Consider the following 15,306-nt stretch of genomic DNA (forward strand, 5'->3'; position numbering starts at 1 on the left):
TCAGATGTTCGGCGTTCTTGTGACCGTGGCCTTCGCGCTCTGTGCGGCGATGGCTGCCCGTTTCGTCCTTGATCGCTGTACGAAGAGCCTAGATCCGGCCGAGCGCTTCGGCGTGTGCGGCCTGCTCGGTCTCGGCTCGGTCGGCTTGCTGACGCTGTTCGTCGGCCTGATCCCTGGCGGTCTCAATTGGGGCGTCTATTTCATCGTCGTGCTGGTGCTAGCGCTTGCGGTGTTCGGACTTGTGAACGGCCATCACCAAGAGCTGCGCCTCAAGCTCCCGACGGGATTGAGCTTGCTCTTTCCGCTCGCCGTGGGCGTCATCGGGCTGCTGTCCCTGGTCGCCGTTCTTGCGCCAAGCGTTGCGTCGGATTGGGACACGTTGGCCTACCACCTTGCCGTTCCGAAGATCTGGCTGCAGGGAGGACAGATCGAATACGTGCAGGGCATTCATCACAGCAATTTTCCGCTGTCGATCGACAACCTTTACATCTGGGGGCTGATGTGGGGCGGTCAGAGCGGCGCAAAGGCGTTTACGCTGGTGGTGTTCGTCTTTGGCGCGATCGCGCTGTTCGGTCTTGCGCGGCGTTGGTACGGTGGATCGGCGGAGTGGTGGTGCGCGCTCGGCTTTGCGGGGATTCCGGTGGTCGCGTGGGAGACCGGAACAGCGTATATCGACGTGGCTCACGGGCTGTTCGCCGCGTTCGGAATCCTGTACGCGTGTTCGAGCATCGTCAAGGAGGAGAATCGAAAGGAGTCGATAATTCTGGCTGGCTTGTGCCTCGGGTTTGCCTTGGGCACCAAGTACACGGGTTTTCAGGTGCTTGTGGCTGTCGCCGCAGTTGTCGGCATGGCGGGACTGTTCATGCGCAAGCCGTTCGTCGGCGTCAAGACAAAGATCGCAATTGCGGTGATCGCCTTGCTCGTCGCCGCACCGTGGTACGTCAAGACCGCCGTGTATACAGGCAACCCAGTTTTTCCGTTCTTCTACGGCGTCCTCGGGGGTGAGGACTGGGATGAGTGGCGCGAAGCGACCTACAAGAACGAGCAGCAGACTTTCGGAGTTGGCCGCGGCGAAAACGGAAGAAATCCCCTCGCCATCGGGCACGCGATCCTCGGGCTGGCGTACCAGCCTGGTCGGTACACAAACCCAGGGCAGGAGCAGGGAGGAGGTTCGCCGACGGGCGCCATCGGATTCGCAGTGTTGGTCGGCGCCGTGATGGCAGCGGTCTCTGGCCGGATGTCGCGACGCGAGAAGTTGACGCTTGCGACCATCGGGCTACTGCTGCTGATGTGGTTCTTCCTGAGCCAGCAGAGCCGGTACATGACGATCGTCGCGATACCGATGTGCGTCCTGGGCGCTGGGGCGATAGCGAAGTTCGGAGCAGGGCGCATCGTCGCTGCGGCGTTCATTCTGCAGGCCGCCTATACCGCCTGGATGATCAAGACGGTGCGGACGGATGCGGAACTGCAGGTCGTCTTCGGTCAGCAGACTGCACGCGAATACCAAGCCCAGCGGAATCTATTCTATGAGCCGAGCCAACGGCTGAACCAACTGCCGGAAGACTCGAAGATCGCGCTGTATCACGAGTTGTTCGGGTTCTTGCTGGACAGGGACTACTTCTGGGCGAACCCAGGTCACTCAAAGTTGATTCCGCACAAGACGCTCAGCACCGGCGACGAGTATGCGTCGAAGATGGCAGAGCTGGGGTTCACGCACGTCTATTACAACATCTTGGGAGATTCAGTCGGCCACGGTCAGAAGTTTGTGGATTCCATCGGTGACGGGGTTTTTTACTCGGAGGATGATCGCGCGCTCATGTTCGACGACCTAAACCTCAAATTCAACTGGCTCATCGCAGACGCTCACCGATCAGGTCGGCTACGGATCGTCGCCACGTTCCCGCGCTCAGTCCTGTTCGAGATCGTAGAGTAACCTGTCGCCAGATGGAATACAGGCAGCTGGGGAAGTACGGCGTCAAGGTCTCCGAGGTCGCGCTCGGCGGGTGGTTGCCACGGGGCAAATCGAAAGAAGACTCCACAACCGAGGCGCTCGTGTACCGCGCCTTCGACCTTGGAATCAACTTCTTCGATGTGGCGGACGTCTACAACAAAGGCGAAGCAGAGAAGTCTCTGGCCAAGGCCATAGCGGGTATGAAGCGCGAAGATCTCTTCATAGCGACCAAGTGCTACTTTCCGATGAGCGATCGCCCAAACGACCAGGGGCTGAGCAGAAAACACATTCACGAGTCGGTACACAATTCGCTAAAAAGGCTTGGGCTCGATTACGTCGATCTGTTTCAATTTCATCGATTCGACGACTCCGTGCCGATGGAGGAGATGGTGCGCGCCGTGGACGATTTGATCCGCCAAGGCAAAATGCTCTACTGGGGCGTCAGCGAGTGGCCGGCCTGGGCGATCGTCGACCTTTGCCACACAGCTCGCGCGTGCGGGTGTGCCCCGCCCGTCTCGAACCAACCGCGCTACAGCATGCTGACCAGGCAGATCGAAGCCGAGGTGCTGCCGGCGTGTGAGCGCATGGGCATGGGCCAGGTCGTGTTCTCACCGCTCGCTCAAGGCGTGTTGACAGGGAAGTACCTGCCCGACCAGGCTCCGCCCGCAAAGTCGCGCGGGGCCGACGACACGGCAAACATGTTCATGGACGCGCTCCTCACCAGCGAGGTGCTGACCAAAGTCCAGAGGCTCGCGGCGTTCACGAAAGAGCAGGGCATAGAAGTAGGACAGTTTGCGCTAGCCTGGTGCCTGCGGCAAAAAGGCGTCAGCAGCGTGATCGTAGGCGCTACGAAAGTGGAGCATATCGAGCAGAACGCTGCGGCCAGCGAACTGAAGGTCGATGACGACGCGTGGCAGAAAGCAGACGAGATTCTTGGATTCGAGGCCTGAGCAAGCAAGCCGCATCGCGGTAACCTCTCAGGCAAGCAAGGATTTCAATGCCCGAAAGCAAGGAATTGACCAGCAGCTTTAGACCGTTCCGCCAACGCGTGAGCGACCGCGACGTGGACTCTCGAGGGATCGGGGAGACCGAATTCGAGAAGACGCGCGGCATCAACAGCGTCGAGGTGAGGCGCGGCCTCGCCAGCGCGTACCTGAGTGGCCTGGCCGAGCCGGCCATGGAGTCGAGACTGGCCGCCTTGGACGCGATCGAGGCCGCAGGCATCAGCGTCGACTTTCTGAAACTGAGCCCGGGTGCGATGTCTTTCTTGATAGAAGAGAGCGATCAGGAAATACTGCAAACTGCTCTAAAGGAGGCGGGCATTTCGTTCGAGCTGGTCAGCGACCGGTGCGTCGTTCACGTGCACGCGGTCAACATGCAGGACGAAGAAGGGCTGATCGCGCGCGTGCTGAGCGAAGTGATCGCTAGCGGCGAGCAGGTCGATCACGTCGGCGACATGCACGACCGCCTTCTGCTCGTCACCGACGCCAAGACGGGCGAGCGGCTGGCGCAGCGGATCCGAGAGCGCCTTCCGAAAGAGGTCGTCGAATGAAGATCAAGGTGATGAAGTTCGGCGGCACGAGCGTGCAGTCTGCCGAGCGGCGGATGCAGGCCGCCCTGCGCGTGATTTCGGCCGTCGAACAAGGGTTCTCGCCGGTGGTCGTCGTCAGCGCGATCGGCAGAAACGGACAGCCGTACGCTACCGACACCCTTGTTCAAATGCTGCGCGAGATCGACTCAGCCGTCGAGCCGGACGGTCGCGAACTGGACTTGCTCATGGCGTGCGGGGAGATTCTCTCGGCGGTCGTTTTCGCTCACACGCTAAAGACGCAAGGGCACGACGCCATGGCCATGCGGGGCGGCCAAGCCGGGATCAGGACCGACGGCGTCTACGGCAACGCGCGCATCGTCGGCGTGAACCCGCTCGGCCTTTATGAGGCGCTCAAGCGAGGGATCACTCCCGTCGTCTGCGGTTTTCAAGGCGTGTGGGTGCAAGGCGGCTTGCCAGGCGCGGAGCTGACGACCCTCGGACGAGGGGGATCTGATACGACGGCGTCGGCTGTTGCCGCGGCGATCAAAGCCGTAGCCGTCGAAATATTCACCGACGTTGACGGAGTGAAGACCGCAGATCCTGACTTTGTCGCCGATGCTCCGACGTTGCCGGAGGTCACGTACGACGAGGTGGCTGAACTGGCCCACCTGGGCGCTCAAGTGTTGCACCCCCGGGCGGCGGAGATCGCCATGCGCTTCGACATTCCGCTCTGGGTTAAGAACACGATGAGCGAAGAGAAGGGCACCGAGGTTGTGCCCGGCGACCGTTTTTCTGGCAGTCGGGTTACCGGTATTGCGCACTCGGGCAAACTCGTCCACATTCAGTTCAATCTCGCAAAGGTGGAGCCTGAACATCGCGTCGAGCTGAAGACGCGGGTGTATGAGATGCTTGCAAAATACGAGGTGAACCTGCGGATGATCGACCTCAGCGCTGAGAGCATTGGCTTCGCCGTAGAGCGAGGCGAGTTCCCGATCGTTGTAGACCTGTTCGATAGCCTGGTCGTGCCTCTGGGCGGTCCGCAAGGCGCAATCTACTTGTTCCACCGCGGAGACCGCGAATCCAAAGCAACTCAGACGCAAGAGGCGCTGCTGCAACCGTTGGGCGAGACAAAGTTGGTGCCGTTCGAAGTCACCGAGGGTTGCACGATGGTGTCGCTCGTGGGGCACGACTACATGCGTCAGCCGGGCGTGTTCCGAGACGTGCTGCGGGTGCTGCACGACGCCAAGATTCCCGTGCTGCAGATCAGCGACTCCGAATTCTCGCTGAGCTGCCTGATTCCAGAGTCCGAGCTGCGAAAGGCCGTGCCGATGCTGCACGAGAAGTTTGTCGAGGTGAAGTGAGTAGCGTTTCGCGTTTTGAACTGCCCATCGACCGAGTCGCGATCATGGGGGTTCTGAACGTCACGCCGGACAGCTTTAGCGATGGCGGGCAGTTCCTCGGCGCTCAACAAGCGGTCGAGCACGGCCAGCGCATGGCGGATGAAGGCGCTGACCTGATCGACGTTGGTGGAGAGTCGACCCAGCCTGGCGCGGAGCCCGTACCCGAAGAGGAGGAGCTTCGACGCGTGCTACCCGTCGTTGAGCAGTTGGCGGCCGACGGCTTGGCTCTCTCGATCGACACCTCGAAACCGGCGGTCGCGCGCGAGTGCCTGCTGGCGGGCGCGAGCGTTGTGAACGACGTCACGGCGCTTCGGAGCAGTGAGATGGCGGCGGTGTGCGCCGACGCGGGATGCACCGTCTGCCTGATGCACATGCTGGGCGATCCACGCACGATGCAGAGCGCACCTCGATATAAGGATGTTGTGGACGACGTCGCGGATGCACTGACCGAGGCGATCGCCCGTGCCGAACAGGCAGGAGTAGATCCAGACCGCATCTGGATAGACCCAGGAATCGGTTTCGGCAAGACCTTGCGACACAACCTCGAACTGCTGAACCGCCTGGAAGAGATCGTAGCGATCGGCTACCCAGTGCTGATCGGGGTCAGCAGAAAATCGTTCATCGGCAGGCTGCTCGGATCGGCTGCCGATCCTGCGCCGGTCGGAGAGAGGCTCGAAGGCTCCCTCGCGGCGCAAGTCCTGGCCGTCGCCAACGGCGCGAGGATTCTCCGCGTTCACGATGTAGCGGAGTCGGTGAGAGCCAACGTAATTGCGGAGGCGGTACTCAGTCAGTCCCGAGCATCTTCGACGCCGCGTCTTCTGCAAGAATAGGACGAGTGACCTGTCCTCCCAAGTTGGAAGTTCTGGCGAGCAGGAACAGCTGCGCCGAAAGTACGACTGCCGCTATCGCCATGAACGACAGCGGAACGGTCGAGGACTTCCTGCTCAAAACGATCAACGTGACACCCACCGCGCCTACAGCCAACCCGGTCAGCCAGGCTACGCCAGCGCTGTCCCTGTGCCTCTGGATTCTGCTTTGATAGAAGTCGTTGCCCTCGTAGAACTTAGCGGCACCGGGTCCAGTGAAGAACGCCGTGGCGCCGAAGACAGCCAGCAGAACCATGAGGCCGAGCCCTAGCCGCTGAATATCTGCGCTTTTCCTCAACACGCCAAAAATTAGAACCAGCAGCGTGATCATCGCTAGCGTGACCGGCAGGTGGTTCAAGACGATGTGTAAATGCGTTCCGCTCATTGTGCTCCTTCTAGCTCAGTACTGTGATACCACAATAAGTTCACACTTCTTGTGATTTCCACGCGCCTTTCTTCCATAGAATAACTGCTACAACGCCTTGGATCAACTGTGTTACAGCCATGCTGAGCCACGCCCCGTTCGCCCCCATGTTGGCGCCGTGGATCGTGATGAATCCGAAGATCGTGATGCTCGGCAGGGCGAGCACCGCTGCTAGGGGCACGCGAACGCCCCACAGCGCGAAGACTGACAGCCACATCGGCCTTCGGGTGTCTCCCGCGCCTTGCATCGCTCGCATCATCACCATCCCGTATGCGAAGAACACCTCGGTCGAGGCGACGAATCGAATGAAGTTCGCGGTGACGTCGGCCACGTCCTGCTGCGCTCCAATGATGAAGTGCGCGAGCGGACTCGCGAATATGAAGAGGAGCACTGATATCGTCAGGCTCACGATTCCCGCTTGATGCGCTGCGACCCAGCCGAGCTTGGCCGCTCGGTCGGGGCGCTTCATCCCCAAGCTCTGCCCTACGAGAGTCGCCGCTGCGATGGAGAGCCCGAACGCCGGCATGAACGCGAACGACTCGATCGAGAACCCTGGCCTGATCGCCGCGACGGCGATCGCCGCGTCGTCTTTGTTGGGCAGTGACCGAAGGATGAAAGCGAACGCCATGAGCGACGACACCCTGAAGAACGCCATCATGCTCGCAGGCGCCGCGATCCGAACGATCCTGCGGATCCACTCCATCCCCGGCCACGCCATCGTAAACCTGCTCTTGAGCTGCGTGCGTTTGCTCCAGGCTATGTAGGTTACGGCTGCGCACAACGAACTGACGGCCATGCCGATCGCCGCGCCCTTGAGCCCGAGATCAGCCCCCGGCACGGTGATTCCGAACACCTCGCGCTCAGGCAAGATGAGCAGGAAGTTCAGCGCGATGTGCAGGAATATCTGGATGCCGCTGATGACCATCGGGCTGCGCGTATCACCGATCCCGCGCAGAGATCCCGCGAGCGATTGGATGATGAACACAGAGGGCAGGGAGAGCATGTAGATCGATGCGTACTCGATGAACAGAACACGCGAGGCGACGTCGCCCTTTGGAATGAGCGCGTGTGCGGCGCCGAACGAGGCCGGCCAGGCGATCAGGAACAGCGCGAACCCGAGGTAGGTCGCCAGCGAGAGGCACTTGCGGTTTGCCGTGATACACTCGGCGATCACACCTGCGCCGAACGCTCTGCTGACGATCGCCGTCGCAGCGATGCCGATCGCAAACGTGATCGAGAAGAACAGAAAGATGAACGGCATGGCCGCTCCGGCCGCCGTCATCGCCTGGCGCGAGACGTTGCTGATGAAGAACGTGTCGAGCAGCGCGTTGAGGGTCTGCAGCGAGTTGAGCGCGACGGCGGGCCAGGCCAAGACCCAAACGATCTTCAGAGAGTTCTCGACATGCCCGGTCGCGGGCACCTCTGAAGCGTTTGATGATTCTGCCACTGATTCTTCCTGGCGGATGAGCCAGCAGTCATTTTAGCAATATTGGCGGTCTGTGCGACGGACTGGCATCGTCATCGCCTAATCAGTCTGTTCTTTCGTGCGAATCGGTGTCCACGCGACCTCCCGTTTGAACCCAAGCCGTCTCGCCAGTGTCCTCTTCGTGACCAATCGTATCAATCAGGCTGCGCTACGCAGTCGCCGCTCCCCGGATCGTAAATCACTCGATCCGACCATCGGGGCGATTACGGCCTGATGATCGTGAACGACATGCCGTGGATCTGGCCGTTTTTCCCCTGTACAGGCGCTGAGATCAGGATTTGCTTGCGACCTGCTGCCTTCGCCTCAAGCGAGAACACCTCCATCTCTGAGACAGAGCTGAACCCGTAGAACTGCCAACGGCTGGATAGAGCCCGTCGAACACGGCCTTTCACTGAACTTGACAAGTCCCTAAGGGCAACCTCGTCGTCTCGTCCGGGCCCTTCCACGATTTCGTAGTCCTGGGCGAGCTTCTCGTAGGCGCGATCAAACGCGTTCCTGAGTATCACATACTCTCCATCGACGTACTCCTCATACAGTTCCATCGCCTCCCGCAATGCCCGGTGACTGGTCGATCCACGCCCGGCCATGGATATTAGGGCCATCCCAAGAGGATCACGATTCTCAGGACTGCGAGCTTCGGCGGCTCGATCTCCTCTTTCCTGATCGTGTTCGAGCGGATTGGAATAGAATCGATCGCCCCACTTCTTCTCAAGTTCCGGTCGTAGATTCGGCCTTATGGACATCTTGAATTGATGATCGTCCGATGTCAATGTGATGTCCAAAAGGGGCACGAACTGTAGGGCGGTTTCCTTCGGTAGACCGGCCTGTTCATCGACGTATTGCGGAATTTGAAACGCAAGCCGGGTCGAAAGAGCGGCTTGCGCCTCGCTCGACAACTCGCCGACTTCCGTCAATCCAGACGCCGACGCAAGCGTTTCAAGAATGGCGGTGTTTTCTGCTATCTTGATCAACGACGATAAGTCTCTGTCGATGACGAGCATCGTCTTGCCCTCTCCCTGCACGACGATGTACTTCGCGTCGAACTTTACCCACCACTCGGGATACGTGACATCGAGGTGGGAAGTGACATGCCGAAGCTCAGCTGGTCGCGACCCGCCGTTGTTGGTCAGATAGATGACGGATTCGAAGGACGGTCCGTCTTGTTCGACTGGCGCGGACTGCAACGCCATCAACGCCACGGCTACTGTTAGAAGGGTATTCATTGTTTTCTCACCAAGCGAGTGCAAGAGGCAAACGCAATTCTACCACCAGTTTCTCGTAAGCTTTTGAACCTCTAATCGTGTAATTTGCTGGTGCCGCAGGGCGGACTTTGACCGCCAACACCTAACTACCTGAAGCGCTGCACGGGGCTGCGCGGCTACCCGCCAGTCTTGGGGATGCTGACAGAGACTGCGCGGGCGCCCCTTGGGGCCACGAAGCCGAACGACGTGTCGGGCGGCATGTAGTCTCGACGGATCGTGACCTGCCAGCGGCGCGTCCGCCATCGCCCGGCGATCTTGACTTGCTCGTAGTAGTCGAGCCCCTTGAGCCGGAAGCCAAAAATCGGGTCGGGCTCCAGAACATAAACAAGCTGGCTAGCCACCGGATCGGAAGACGTGCAGACGATGTTCTCCCCGGTGACGTTGACCTCGGCCATCGGTTGCCAGGGGACCCATTTATTGCGGATGTTTCCTACGTTCGTGGCGTTCTCTCCAAACGCGTCCATCAGTATCCGCGTCAGGAGCGTGTACGGCCCGCGGCCGAACGTGTTCATAGTCTGGAACAGGCGGTGCCTCATGCCCTGGATCGGTTTCGGGACGACGCCGTAGTCGATGCTCGAGTACTCCTTCTTCAAAACGTCGTACGTCCAGAGCCGTTGGCCGTCGCCGGCAAAGCGGTGGACCAACGTTCCATCGCGGTACGACATCGCCTCGACACGGGCGAACTGGCGCTTGCCCTCAACGGTGAACTGCACGGCGACGGTGATTTGAATCTGGCTCGCGACGCCCTTGTCCAGTTCGGTGCCCGTCAACACCATCGTGAACTTTCGCTGGGTACTGAGTTCCGCTATCGCGCCGGACATCATCTTCCTGGCAGCCACGATATCGTCCGCCGAGGCATGGGCGCACAGGACGATGAGCAGAGCAAGCGAAATCCGCCGATTCACGTTACAATTAGACTGCCTGTTCCGTCTCAAGGTTTCAAGCCTGTATACTTCGGGCCTAACAATTCGTTCCCGTCGTTTGGGATGGACAGATCATGAGCGCAGTACTGCCGCAGGAACAATCGTACGAACAGTCTGAGCTGTACAAGCTGCGGCACTCTGCCGCCCACCTCATGGCGCAGGCGCTCACAGAGCTGTATCCCGGCGTAAAACTCGCCATCGGACCCCCGATCGAGAACGGCTTCTACTACGACATCGACCTACCCGAGCCTATCAAAGAGGACGAGCTGAAGAAGATCGAGGGTCGTATGAAGGAGCTTGCCAAGCTCGATATGCCGATCGTGAAGCGGGTCGCCCGCGACCGCGAAGACGCGAAGAAGATCATCCTCGAAGAGTGCACGCTCGGCCAGGGCTCAGAGACGGCCCTGTACAAGCTCGAGCTGCTCGACACGATTCCGGAGGGAGAGGAGGTCTCGTTCTACGAGCAGAAGGCCACGGACAAACAGGGCAAGGAGCGCCTGTTCATCGACCTCTGCCGCGGGCCGCACCTCGAGTCAACCAAGCAGATCAAGCACTTCAAGCTGATGTCGATCGCTGGCGCGTACTGGCGCGGCGACGTGACGAGAAAACAGCTGACGCGCATCTACGGCACGGCGTTCGAGAGCAAGGACGAGCTGCACCAATACCTGCATTTCCTGGAAGAGGCGAAGAAGCGCGACCACCGCAAGCTGGGCCGGGAGCTGGGCTTGTTCATGTTCAGCCCGAACGTCGGACCGGGGCTAGCTCTCTGGCTGCCGAAAGGCGCGGTCCTGCGCGAAACGCTCGTCAACTTCTTGCACCAGGAGCAGCTGAAGAGCGGATACCTGCCTGTCGCCACGCCGCACATCGCCTCGAGCCGGCTGTTCGAGAAGTCCGGCCACCTCCAGACCTACAAGGACAAGATGTACCCGTTGATGGAGGACGAGGAGAAGGAGACGTTCGTCCTCAAGCCGATGAACTGCCCGTTCCACATCGAGATGTACGCCTCGACGCTCCGCTCATACCGCGACCTGCCGATCCGGTACGCCGAGTTCGGGATGGTCTACCGGTACGAGCAGAGCGGGGAAGTCGCCGGAATCTTGCGCGCGCGCGGATTCACGATGGACGACGCCCACCTGTTCATGCGCGGGGACCAGCTTGTCGAAGAGTTCAAGCGCGTGGTCAACCTGAGACAGCTGCTGCTCAAGAAGCTTGGAATCACCGAGTATCGGGTCGAAGTCAGTACGCGCGGCGACGACGACGCGAAGTACGTCGGGCACCTTGAAAACTGGGAGCTGGCCGAAAAGGCGATCATCCAGGCGTGCGACGAGCTCGGCGAGGAGTACACGATCGCTCCCGGCGAGGCCGCGTTCTACGGGCCGAAGCTGGACCTGTTCGTGAAGGACGCGCTCGGGCGAGAGTGGCAGATGGGCACGGTGCAGGTGGACTACAACCTGCCGGAGCGATTCGATCTGGAGTACATCGGCGAAGACGGCAAACCGCACAGGCCGATCATGATCCACCGGGCGCTGTACGGTTCGCTGGAGCGCATGATCGGATTCCTGACCGAGCACTACGCCGGCGCGTTTCCGTTCTGGATGGCGCCAGTTCAGGTAGCGGTGCTGCCGATCGCCGACAGGCACAACGACTACGCCGAGGCCATTGCCGCCGCGCTCCAGGGGTACCCCAGTCCGGACTTCGAGCCGGTCGGCGAGATGGCGGACTTTGCGCCGATCAAGGCTAGACCCTCGCAAAACGTACGTGTCGAGGTAGATGACCGTCGCGAGACGCTAGGCAAGAAGATCCGTGAGAACGCGCGGATGAAGGTGCCGTACATGCTGATCGTCGGCGACAAGGACATCGAGAGCGGTACGGTCGGCGTGCGGTGTCGTGAAGACGGTGACATCGGTGCGATGAGCTTCGCCGACTTTCTCGAACGCATCGAAAAACAGCTATAGGATAGAGTCTGGCGACTGCTCCGTTCCGAACTCGGGCCGGGGCGCGGTGCAGGTTCGAATCTTTCAAAAAAAGGGGTCGAGCAATACCGTGCGTCGATAGACTCTCAACGTCGAAGAACGGACGGGACACGGTTTCGGATCGTTCCCAAGCTGAATTGCCAGAATCAGCCCGTGCAGTACAATAGCCGGGGGCTGGGTGTAGTCTACGTGGAAGGGAACAATGGGAGCGGTGTATATGCGCAAGGGTGCTTTTACGTTAGTTGAGATCATGATCGTGGTCATGCTAACCGCGATCCTGCTCATGATCGCCGTTCCAGAGTTCGCCAAGGCACGGTTCCACAGCCAAAGAAACGCCTGCCTGAAGAACCAGAGCCAGCTGGATGAGGCAACGGCGATGTGGGCCATGCAGACCGGCGCTACCGATTCGTCAGTGCCAAGTATGGGCGATTTGGCTCCGGCCTATATCAAGTCGATCCCTACCTGTCCGACCAACGGCATATACACGCTTACGGATCAGACCGCTCCCTCGACGTGCTCGATCCATCCAAGGGTGATCGGCAAAGGCAAGGACAAGGACAAGGATAAGGACAAGGACAAGGACAAGTGAAACGGAACCGGCAGCGGGGACGAAAAGGGGAAGTCGTAGCCCGGCGCGTTCTGTCTCTAGTCATCTTCAACGCGATTCCGGCTGACGGGCGCCCATCGTTGGGACCGTGAGGCCGCGGTCGGCGGCGATCGTGATTCCACTCATAGCGGTTCTGCACCGTCAAATTCGCGTATCCAGGGATATTCACCAGGGCTGGTAGTTCGGAGCTTCGCCGCACTGTGGAATATCCATAACGGAGTTCTCCTATGCGCAGGGCTGGCTTTACGCTTGTTGAAATCATGATAGTGGTGCTGATCATCGGCATTCTCTTAGCCATAGCTGTGCCAACCTTCATCAGCGCTAGGCGGGACGCACGCGAGACGTCCTGCTTCGCTAACCAGCAAAAGCTGGACGATGCAAAGGCAATCTGGTTCCAAGAAACCACCGCTGCACCAACCGATTCCCCTTTGATGAGCGACCTAGTTCCCGTGTATTTGAGGTTCATCCCAAGGTGTCCGACTAACGGCACCTATACGCTGGGAGACGCCGCGACCGACGTTCAGTGCTCGGACCACCCGCGTTAGCCGGTCCAGCGCCGTAGGATTGCGACAGCCTCAGCGAGGCTTTCTGGTACGGTCGGCGGGATTTCCTTCGTCCTTCGTAAAGCTCAGGATGACGAGCTCAGGACAGGCTTCTCATCCCTTTCAAGCAAGGAAACTAAGGCTGACCTACCTGCGGCAGGCCAGCTTTAGTCTGGCACGGTCGGCGGGATTCGAACCCGCGACCCCTTGCTCCGGAGGCAAGTGCTCTATCCACTGAGCTACGACCGCGCAACGAATCCAGCTTACATGAAGTCCGCAGTTCGCTGCCCGATGCGGCAAACAGAACAAGCCCCGCGTCGCGTGGCCGCAGGTCCCTTGTGCTCCAAATGCTAGTTGGAACTCGCGGCACTGGACTTCTTCATGACGTTCATCTCTACTGCGATTTGCGATCGGTAATGAGAAGTTGCGGGAAGCGCCATCTGGCCGCTTCCCGCATTCGCGGTCACTGCTTTATCAGCTTGATTAGTCGAGGTCCCACAGGTACGCATCTTCATCGAAGATGGTGCCGCCCCAGTTGCCTTGCACGTCGCAGCCAACCGACAGAGCCGAGATTCGCTTCGCGCTTGCGTGGCTGTCAGTCCAGCCTACGTTAGCGACTTCGCTATGGTAGGGCCAAGCGTGGCCGAACACGTTTGCGGCCAGCGGGTTGTTGGGATTCCAGCCATTCAACGTATAGAGGTCGTTGCAACCAGACGGCAACTGCGGGAAGGTGTCGCGTCCACCATCGGTGAATCGGCACGGAGGGTCGACTCCCACGTTGCCGCCGCCTATTGGGTCGCCGTTGTTGTTGCGACCAAAAATGGAGTTCACGATGAAGATGGAAGCAGCGGTGTTCTGAACCGCTGAACCCGACGTGCCCAGCGAGAAGAAGGCCAAGCCCAAGGTTGGGCAGTCGCGGCCCATCCTCCCGTAGTACTGGAAGTTGAGGCCGTAGTCGGTCTTGAAAGCCATGTTGAACGCAAACTGCGCTCGCCTGTACGAAGGATCTACGCTATTGGAAGGAAACGGCGACGAGCGGTCGCGCTGGTCAGCTGTGATGTCGGAGCCAGGCGACTTCAGGATGTCCAAGTTCCTCATGTACGGCTGAAGCAGGTTGCCGATCGTCTGATCAGGATTGGCCGGGTTCGCGTCAAACAGGCGATTGTACTGGACCGGAGGGAACCGGTCGTCGTAGTCAGCCAAGTACATGTGAACCGCGGTCAGATACTGCTTGGTGTTGCTCAGGCCGGCCGTCTTCTTGGCCGCTAATTTGGCCTGGGCGAACACAGGGAAAAGAATGGCTGCGAGAATCGCGATTATGGCAATCACAACTAGCAGCTCGATGAGGGTAAAAGCTTTAAGCTTATGCATTCAAAATTTCTCCAATCTGCTGCATCCTACGTCACGCCTGAGCCGGATTGCAGGGAACCTGACGGAATTGAGTCGAATAGCCAGATCTTCCTGGCATATTCACCGGGAGTCGCTGGCGTTGCAGGCTGCTCTAGAATCGCCGGGCTTTCCGTCGCCATTATCAGAATTTTTGCAGCACCTAACCGCACGGCAGTTGCCGGCCCATTCCCATCAGGTCATCTTTTGGCAGGACGGGCTCTCTTTCCTTTAGACCAGCCATCGTAACGTTGCTGGCCATCTACTCGGCTGGCTTCTCGCTGATTTGAGCATCGGTCATGGCCTCTTCTCTGCGGCTGCCGAGGGTCGCGATCAGTGGCGCTATGTTAGAATTCATGCAGTGCCTGGTCGATCCGTCGGGCGGAGCCGGGTCGGCTCGGGCTGCTGCGCAGATTGATTCACTCGACGCAATGGTCGTGCCGAAAGTGCCGCGACGGACGCTGACTTTCGGCCAAGTCGTCTGTCAGCGTGCTCAGGTGCGTGATGCTGGCGCGTGGAACCCGCGCTACGTAAACCTGATAGCTCGGGCCACGTGCCTGACAGGCTTTGCGCGCGGGCCTGTGGTCCTAAAACTGACCACGATACATGCCGGGAACTTCCCTCTGTACTTCCCGTTCGGCTCCAACGGAATGACGAACTGTTTGTTGCCTGCGATCTTGCCGCCGGATCCCTTGACGCTCCTATCCACGATGAACGGCTTTTCGGAGCGCTTGACCGGAACCCACTTGCTACCGTTCCAATACTCGAAATCGTAACGGGTGATTTTGATATGAAACGGGAACCGGGGCCAGCGTTTTGGAGAGCCGTTCTTTGGACTGCCCTTTGGCCTCTTCAACATGGAAAACGTCATCACGTCCGTTGGGTTGTCGGGCTGTACACCGACGATCGGGTCGTATCCGCTAGAATCTGGTCCGTTCGGCATTGTTCTTCCTCA

14 protein-coding genes and 1 tRNA gene are annotated in these 15,306 nt (G+C 59.6%); 8 read left to right on the plus strand and 7 right to left on the minus strand.

The features are described 5' to 3' along the window. Nucleotides 1-4 precede the first annotated feature (4 nt). Genes IH944_03815 through folP form a run of 5 tightly spaced genes read left to right on the plus strand, consistent with a single transcriptional unit; the run spans nt 5 to nt 5,712 of the window. Nucleotides 5-1,933, plus strand: a complete 1,929-nt coding sequence (locus tag IH944_03815) for a hypothetical protein (protein MCH7903677.1) — start codon at nt 5-7, stop codon at nt 1,931-1,933. 11 nt (nt 1,934-1,944) lie between these two features. Further along, on the plus strand, nt 1,945-2,901 hold the full coding sequence (locus IH944_03820; GenBank protein ID MCH7903678.1) for an aldo/keto reductase family protein: 957 nt from the start codon (nt 1,945-1,947) through the stop codon (nt 2,899-2,901). A gap of 47 nt (nt 2,902-2,948) precedes the next feature. Then, nucleotides 2,949-3,503, plus strand: a complete 555-nt coding sequence (locus tag IH944_03825) for a hypothetical protein (protein ID MCH7903679.1) — start codon at nt 2,949-2,951, stop codon at nt 3,501-3,503. Further along, nucleotides 3,500-4,843 carry an aspartate kinase gene (locus IH944_03830; GenBank protein ID MCH7903680.1) on the plus strand — a complete coding sequence of 448 codons (1,344 nt, stop codon included), beginning with the start codon at nt 3,500-3,502 and terminating at the stop codon, nt 4,841-4,843. Before IH944_03825 ends, IH944_03830 begins: the two co-directional genes overlap by 4 nt. Before the next feature lie 44 nt (nt 4,844-4,887). Beyond that, nucleotides 4,888-5,712 (plus strand): dihydropteroate synthase, encoded by an 825-nt coding sequence (gene folP / locus IH944_03835; GenBank protein MCH7903681.1) that lies wholly within the window; start codon nt 4,888-4,890, stop codon nt 5,710-5,712. Here the strand turns inward: folP and IH944_03840 are convergent. The 4 genes from IH944_03840 to IH944_03855 form a co-directional block, all read right to left on the minus strand. Beyond that, a complete protein-coding gene (locus IH944_03840; GenBank protein ID MCH7903682.1) occupies nt 5,666-6,133 on the minus strand; it encodes a hypothetical protein in 468 nt (155 codons plus the stop codon). The genes folP and IH944_03840 overlap by 47 nt on opposite strands. A gap of 40 nt (nt 6,134-6,173) precedes the next feature. Continuing rightward, nucleotides 6,174-7,619 carry an MATE family efflux transporter gene (locus IH944_03845; GenBank protein ID MCH7903683.1) on the minus strand — a complete coding sequence of 482 codons (1,446 nt, stop codon included), beginning with the start codon at nt 7,617-7,619 and terminating at the stop codon, nt 6,174-6,176. Nucleotides 7,620-7,861: 242 nt separating this feature from the next. Next, entirely contained in the window at nt 7,862-8,881 is a 1,020-nt protein-coding gene (locus IH944_03850; protein ID MCH7903684.1) for a hypothetical protein, read from the minus strand. 155 nt (nt 8,882-9,036) lie between these two features. Then, entirely contained in the window at nt 9,037-9,825 is a 789-nt protein-coding gene (locus IH944_03855; GenBank protein MCH7903685.1) for a hypothetical protein, read from the minus strand. A 92-nt stretch (nt 9,826-9,917) separates the two neighbouring features. Here IH944_03855 and IH944_03860 point away from each other — a divergent pair, with 92 nt between their 5' ends. From IH944_03860 to IH944_03870, 3 genes are all read left to right on the plus strand, one after another. Next, complete coding sequence (locus IH944_03860; GenBank protein MCH7903686.1) at nt 9,918-11,798, plus strand: threonine--tRNA ligase; 1,881 nt, start codon at nt 9,918-9,920, stop codon at nt 11,796-11,798. 220 nt (nt 11,799-12,018) lie between these two features. After that, a complete protein-coding gene (locus tag IH944_03865) occupies nt 12,019-12,405 on the plus strand; it encodes a prepilin-type N-terminal cleavage/methylation domain-containing protein (GenBank protein ID MCH7903687.1) in 387 nt (128 codons plus the stop codon). A 245-nt stretch (nt 12,406-12,650) separates the two neighbouring features. Continuing rightward, entirely contained in the window at nt 12,651-12,968 is a 318-nt protein-coding gene (locus IH944_03870) for a type II secretion system protein (GenBank protein MCH7903688.1), read from the plus strand. 170 nt (nt 12,969-13,138) lie between these two features. Here the strand turns inward: IH944_03870 and IH944_03875 are convergent. From IH944_03875 to IH944_03885, 3 genes are all read right to left on the minus strand, one after another. Then, nucleotides 13,139-13,214 (minus strand) — tRNA-Arg (locus tag IH944_03875). Between the two features lie 234 nt (nt 13,215-13,448). After that, on the minus strand, nt 13,449-14,336 hold the full coding sequence (locus IH944_03880; GenBank protein MCH7903689.1) for a prepilin-type N-terminal cleavage/methylation domain-containing protein: 888 nt from the start codon (nt 14,334-14,336) through the stop codon (nt 13,449-13,451). 541 nt (nt 14,337-14,877) lie between these two features. Further along, a complete protein-coding gene (locus IH944_03885) occupies nt 14,878-15,294 on the minus strand; it encodes a hypothetical protein (protein MCH7903690.1) in 417 nt (138 codons plus the stop codon). Nucleotides 15,295-15,306: the final 12 nt, after the last annotated feature.

The sequence above is a fragment of the Armatimonadota bacterium genome (genome assembly GCA_022563855.1).
In the GTDB taxonomy this organism is placed as follows: domain Bacteria; phylum Armatimonadota; class Fimbriimonadia; order Fimbriimonadales; family Fimbriimonadaceae; genus JADFMN01.

Excerpts from the sequence above, each read along its gene's own strand:
- IH944_03880 (MCH7903689.1), bottom strand. The coding sequence starts at position 14,336 with ATGCATAAGCTTAAAGCTTTTACCCTCATCGAGCTGCTAGTTGTGATT.
- IH944_03840 (MCH7903682.1), bottom strand. The coding sequence starts at position 6,133 with ATGAGCGGAACGCATTTACACATCGTCTTGAACCACCTGCCGGTCACG.
- IH944_03870 (MCH7903688.1), top strand. The coding sequence starts at position 12,651 with ATGCGCAGGGCTGGCTTTACGCTTGTTGAAATCATGATAGTGGTGCTG.
- IH944_03850 (MCH7903684.1), bottom strand. The coding sequence starts at position 8,881 with ATGAATACCCTTCTAACAGTAGCCGTGGCGTTGATGGCGTTGCAGTCC.
- IH944_03825 (MCH7903679.1), top strand. The coding sequence starts at position 2,949 with ATGCCCGAAAGCAAGGAATTGACCAGCAGCTTTAGACCGTTCCGCCAA.
- IH944_03885 (MCH7903690.1), bottom strand. The coding sequence starts at position 15,294 with ATGCCGAACGGACCAGATTCTAGCGGATACGACCCGATCGTCGGTGTA.
- IH944_03860 (MCH7903686.1), top strand. The coding sequence starts at position 9,918 with ATGAGCGCAGTACTGCCGCAGGAACAATCGTACGAACAGTCTGAGCTG.
- IH944_03865 (MCH7903687.1), top strand. The coding sequence starts at position 12,019 with ATGGGAGCGGTGTATATGCGCAAGGGTGCTTTTACGTTAGTTGAGATC.
- folP (MCH7903681.1), top strand. The coding sequence starts at position 4,888 with ATGGGGGTTCTGAACGTCACGCCGGACAGCTTTAGCGATGGCGGGCAG.
- IH944_03815 (MCH7903677.1), top strand. The coding sequence starts at position 5 with ATGTTCGGCGTTCTTGTGACCGTGGCCTTCGCGCTCTGTGCGGCGATG.
- IH944_03820 (MCH7903678.1), top strand. The coding sequence starts at position 1,945 with ATGGAATACAGGCAGCTGGGGAAGTACGGCGTCAAGGTCTCCGAGGTC.
- IH944_03830 (MCH7903680.1), top strand. The coding sequence starts at position 3,500 with ATGAAGATCAAGGTGATGAAGTTCGGCGGCACGAGCGTGCAGTCTGCC.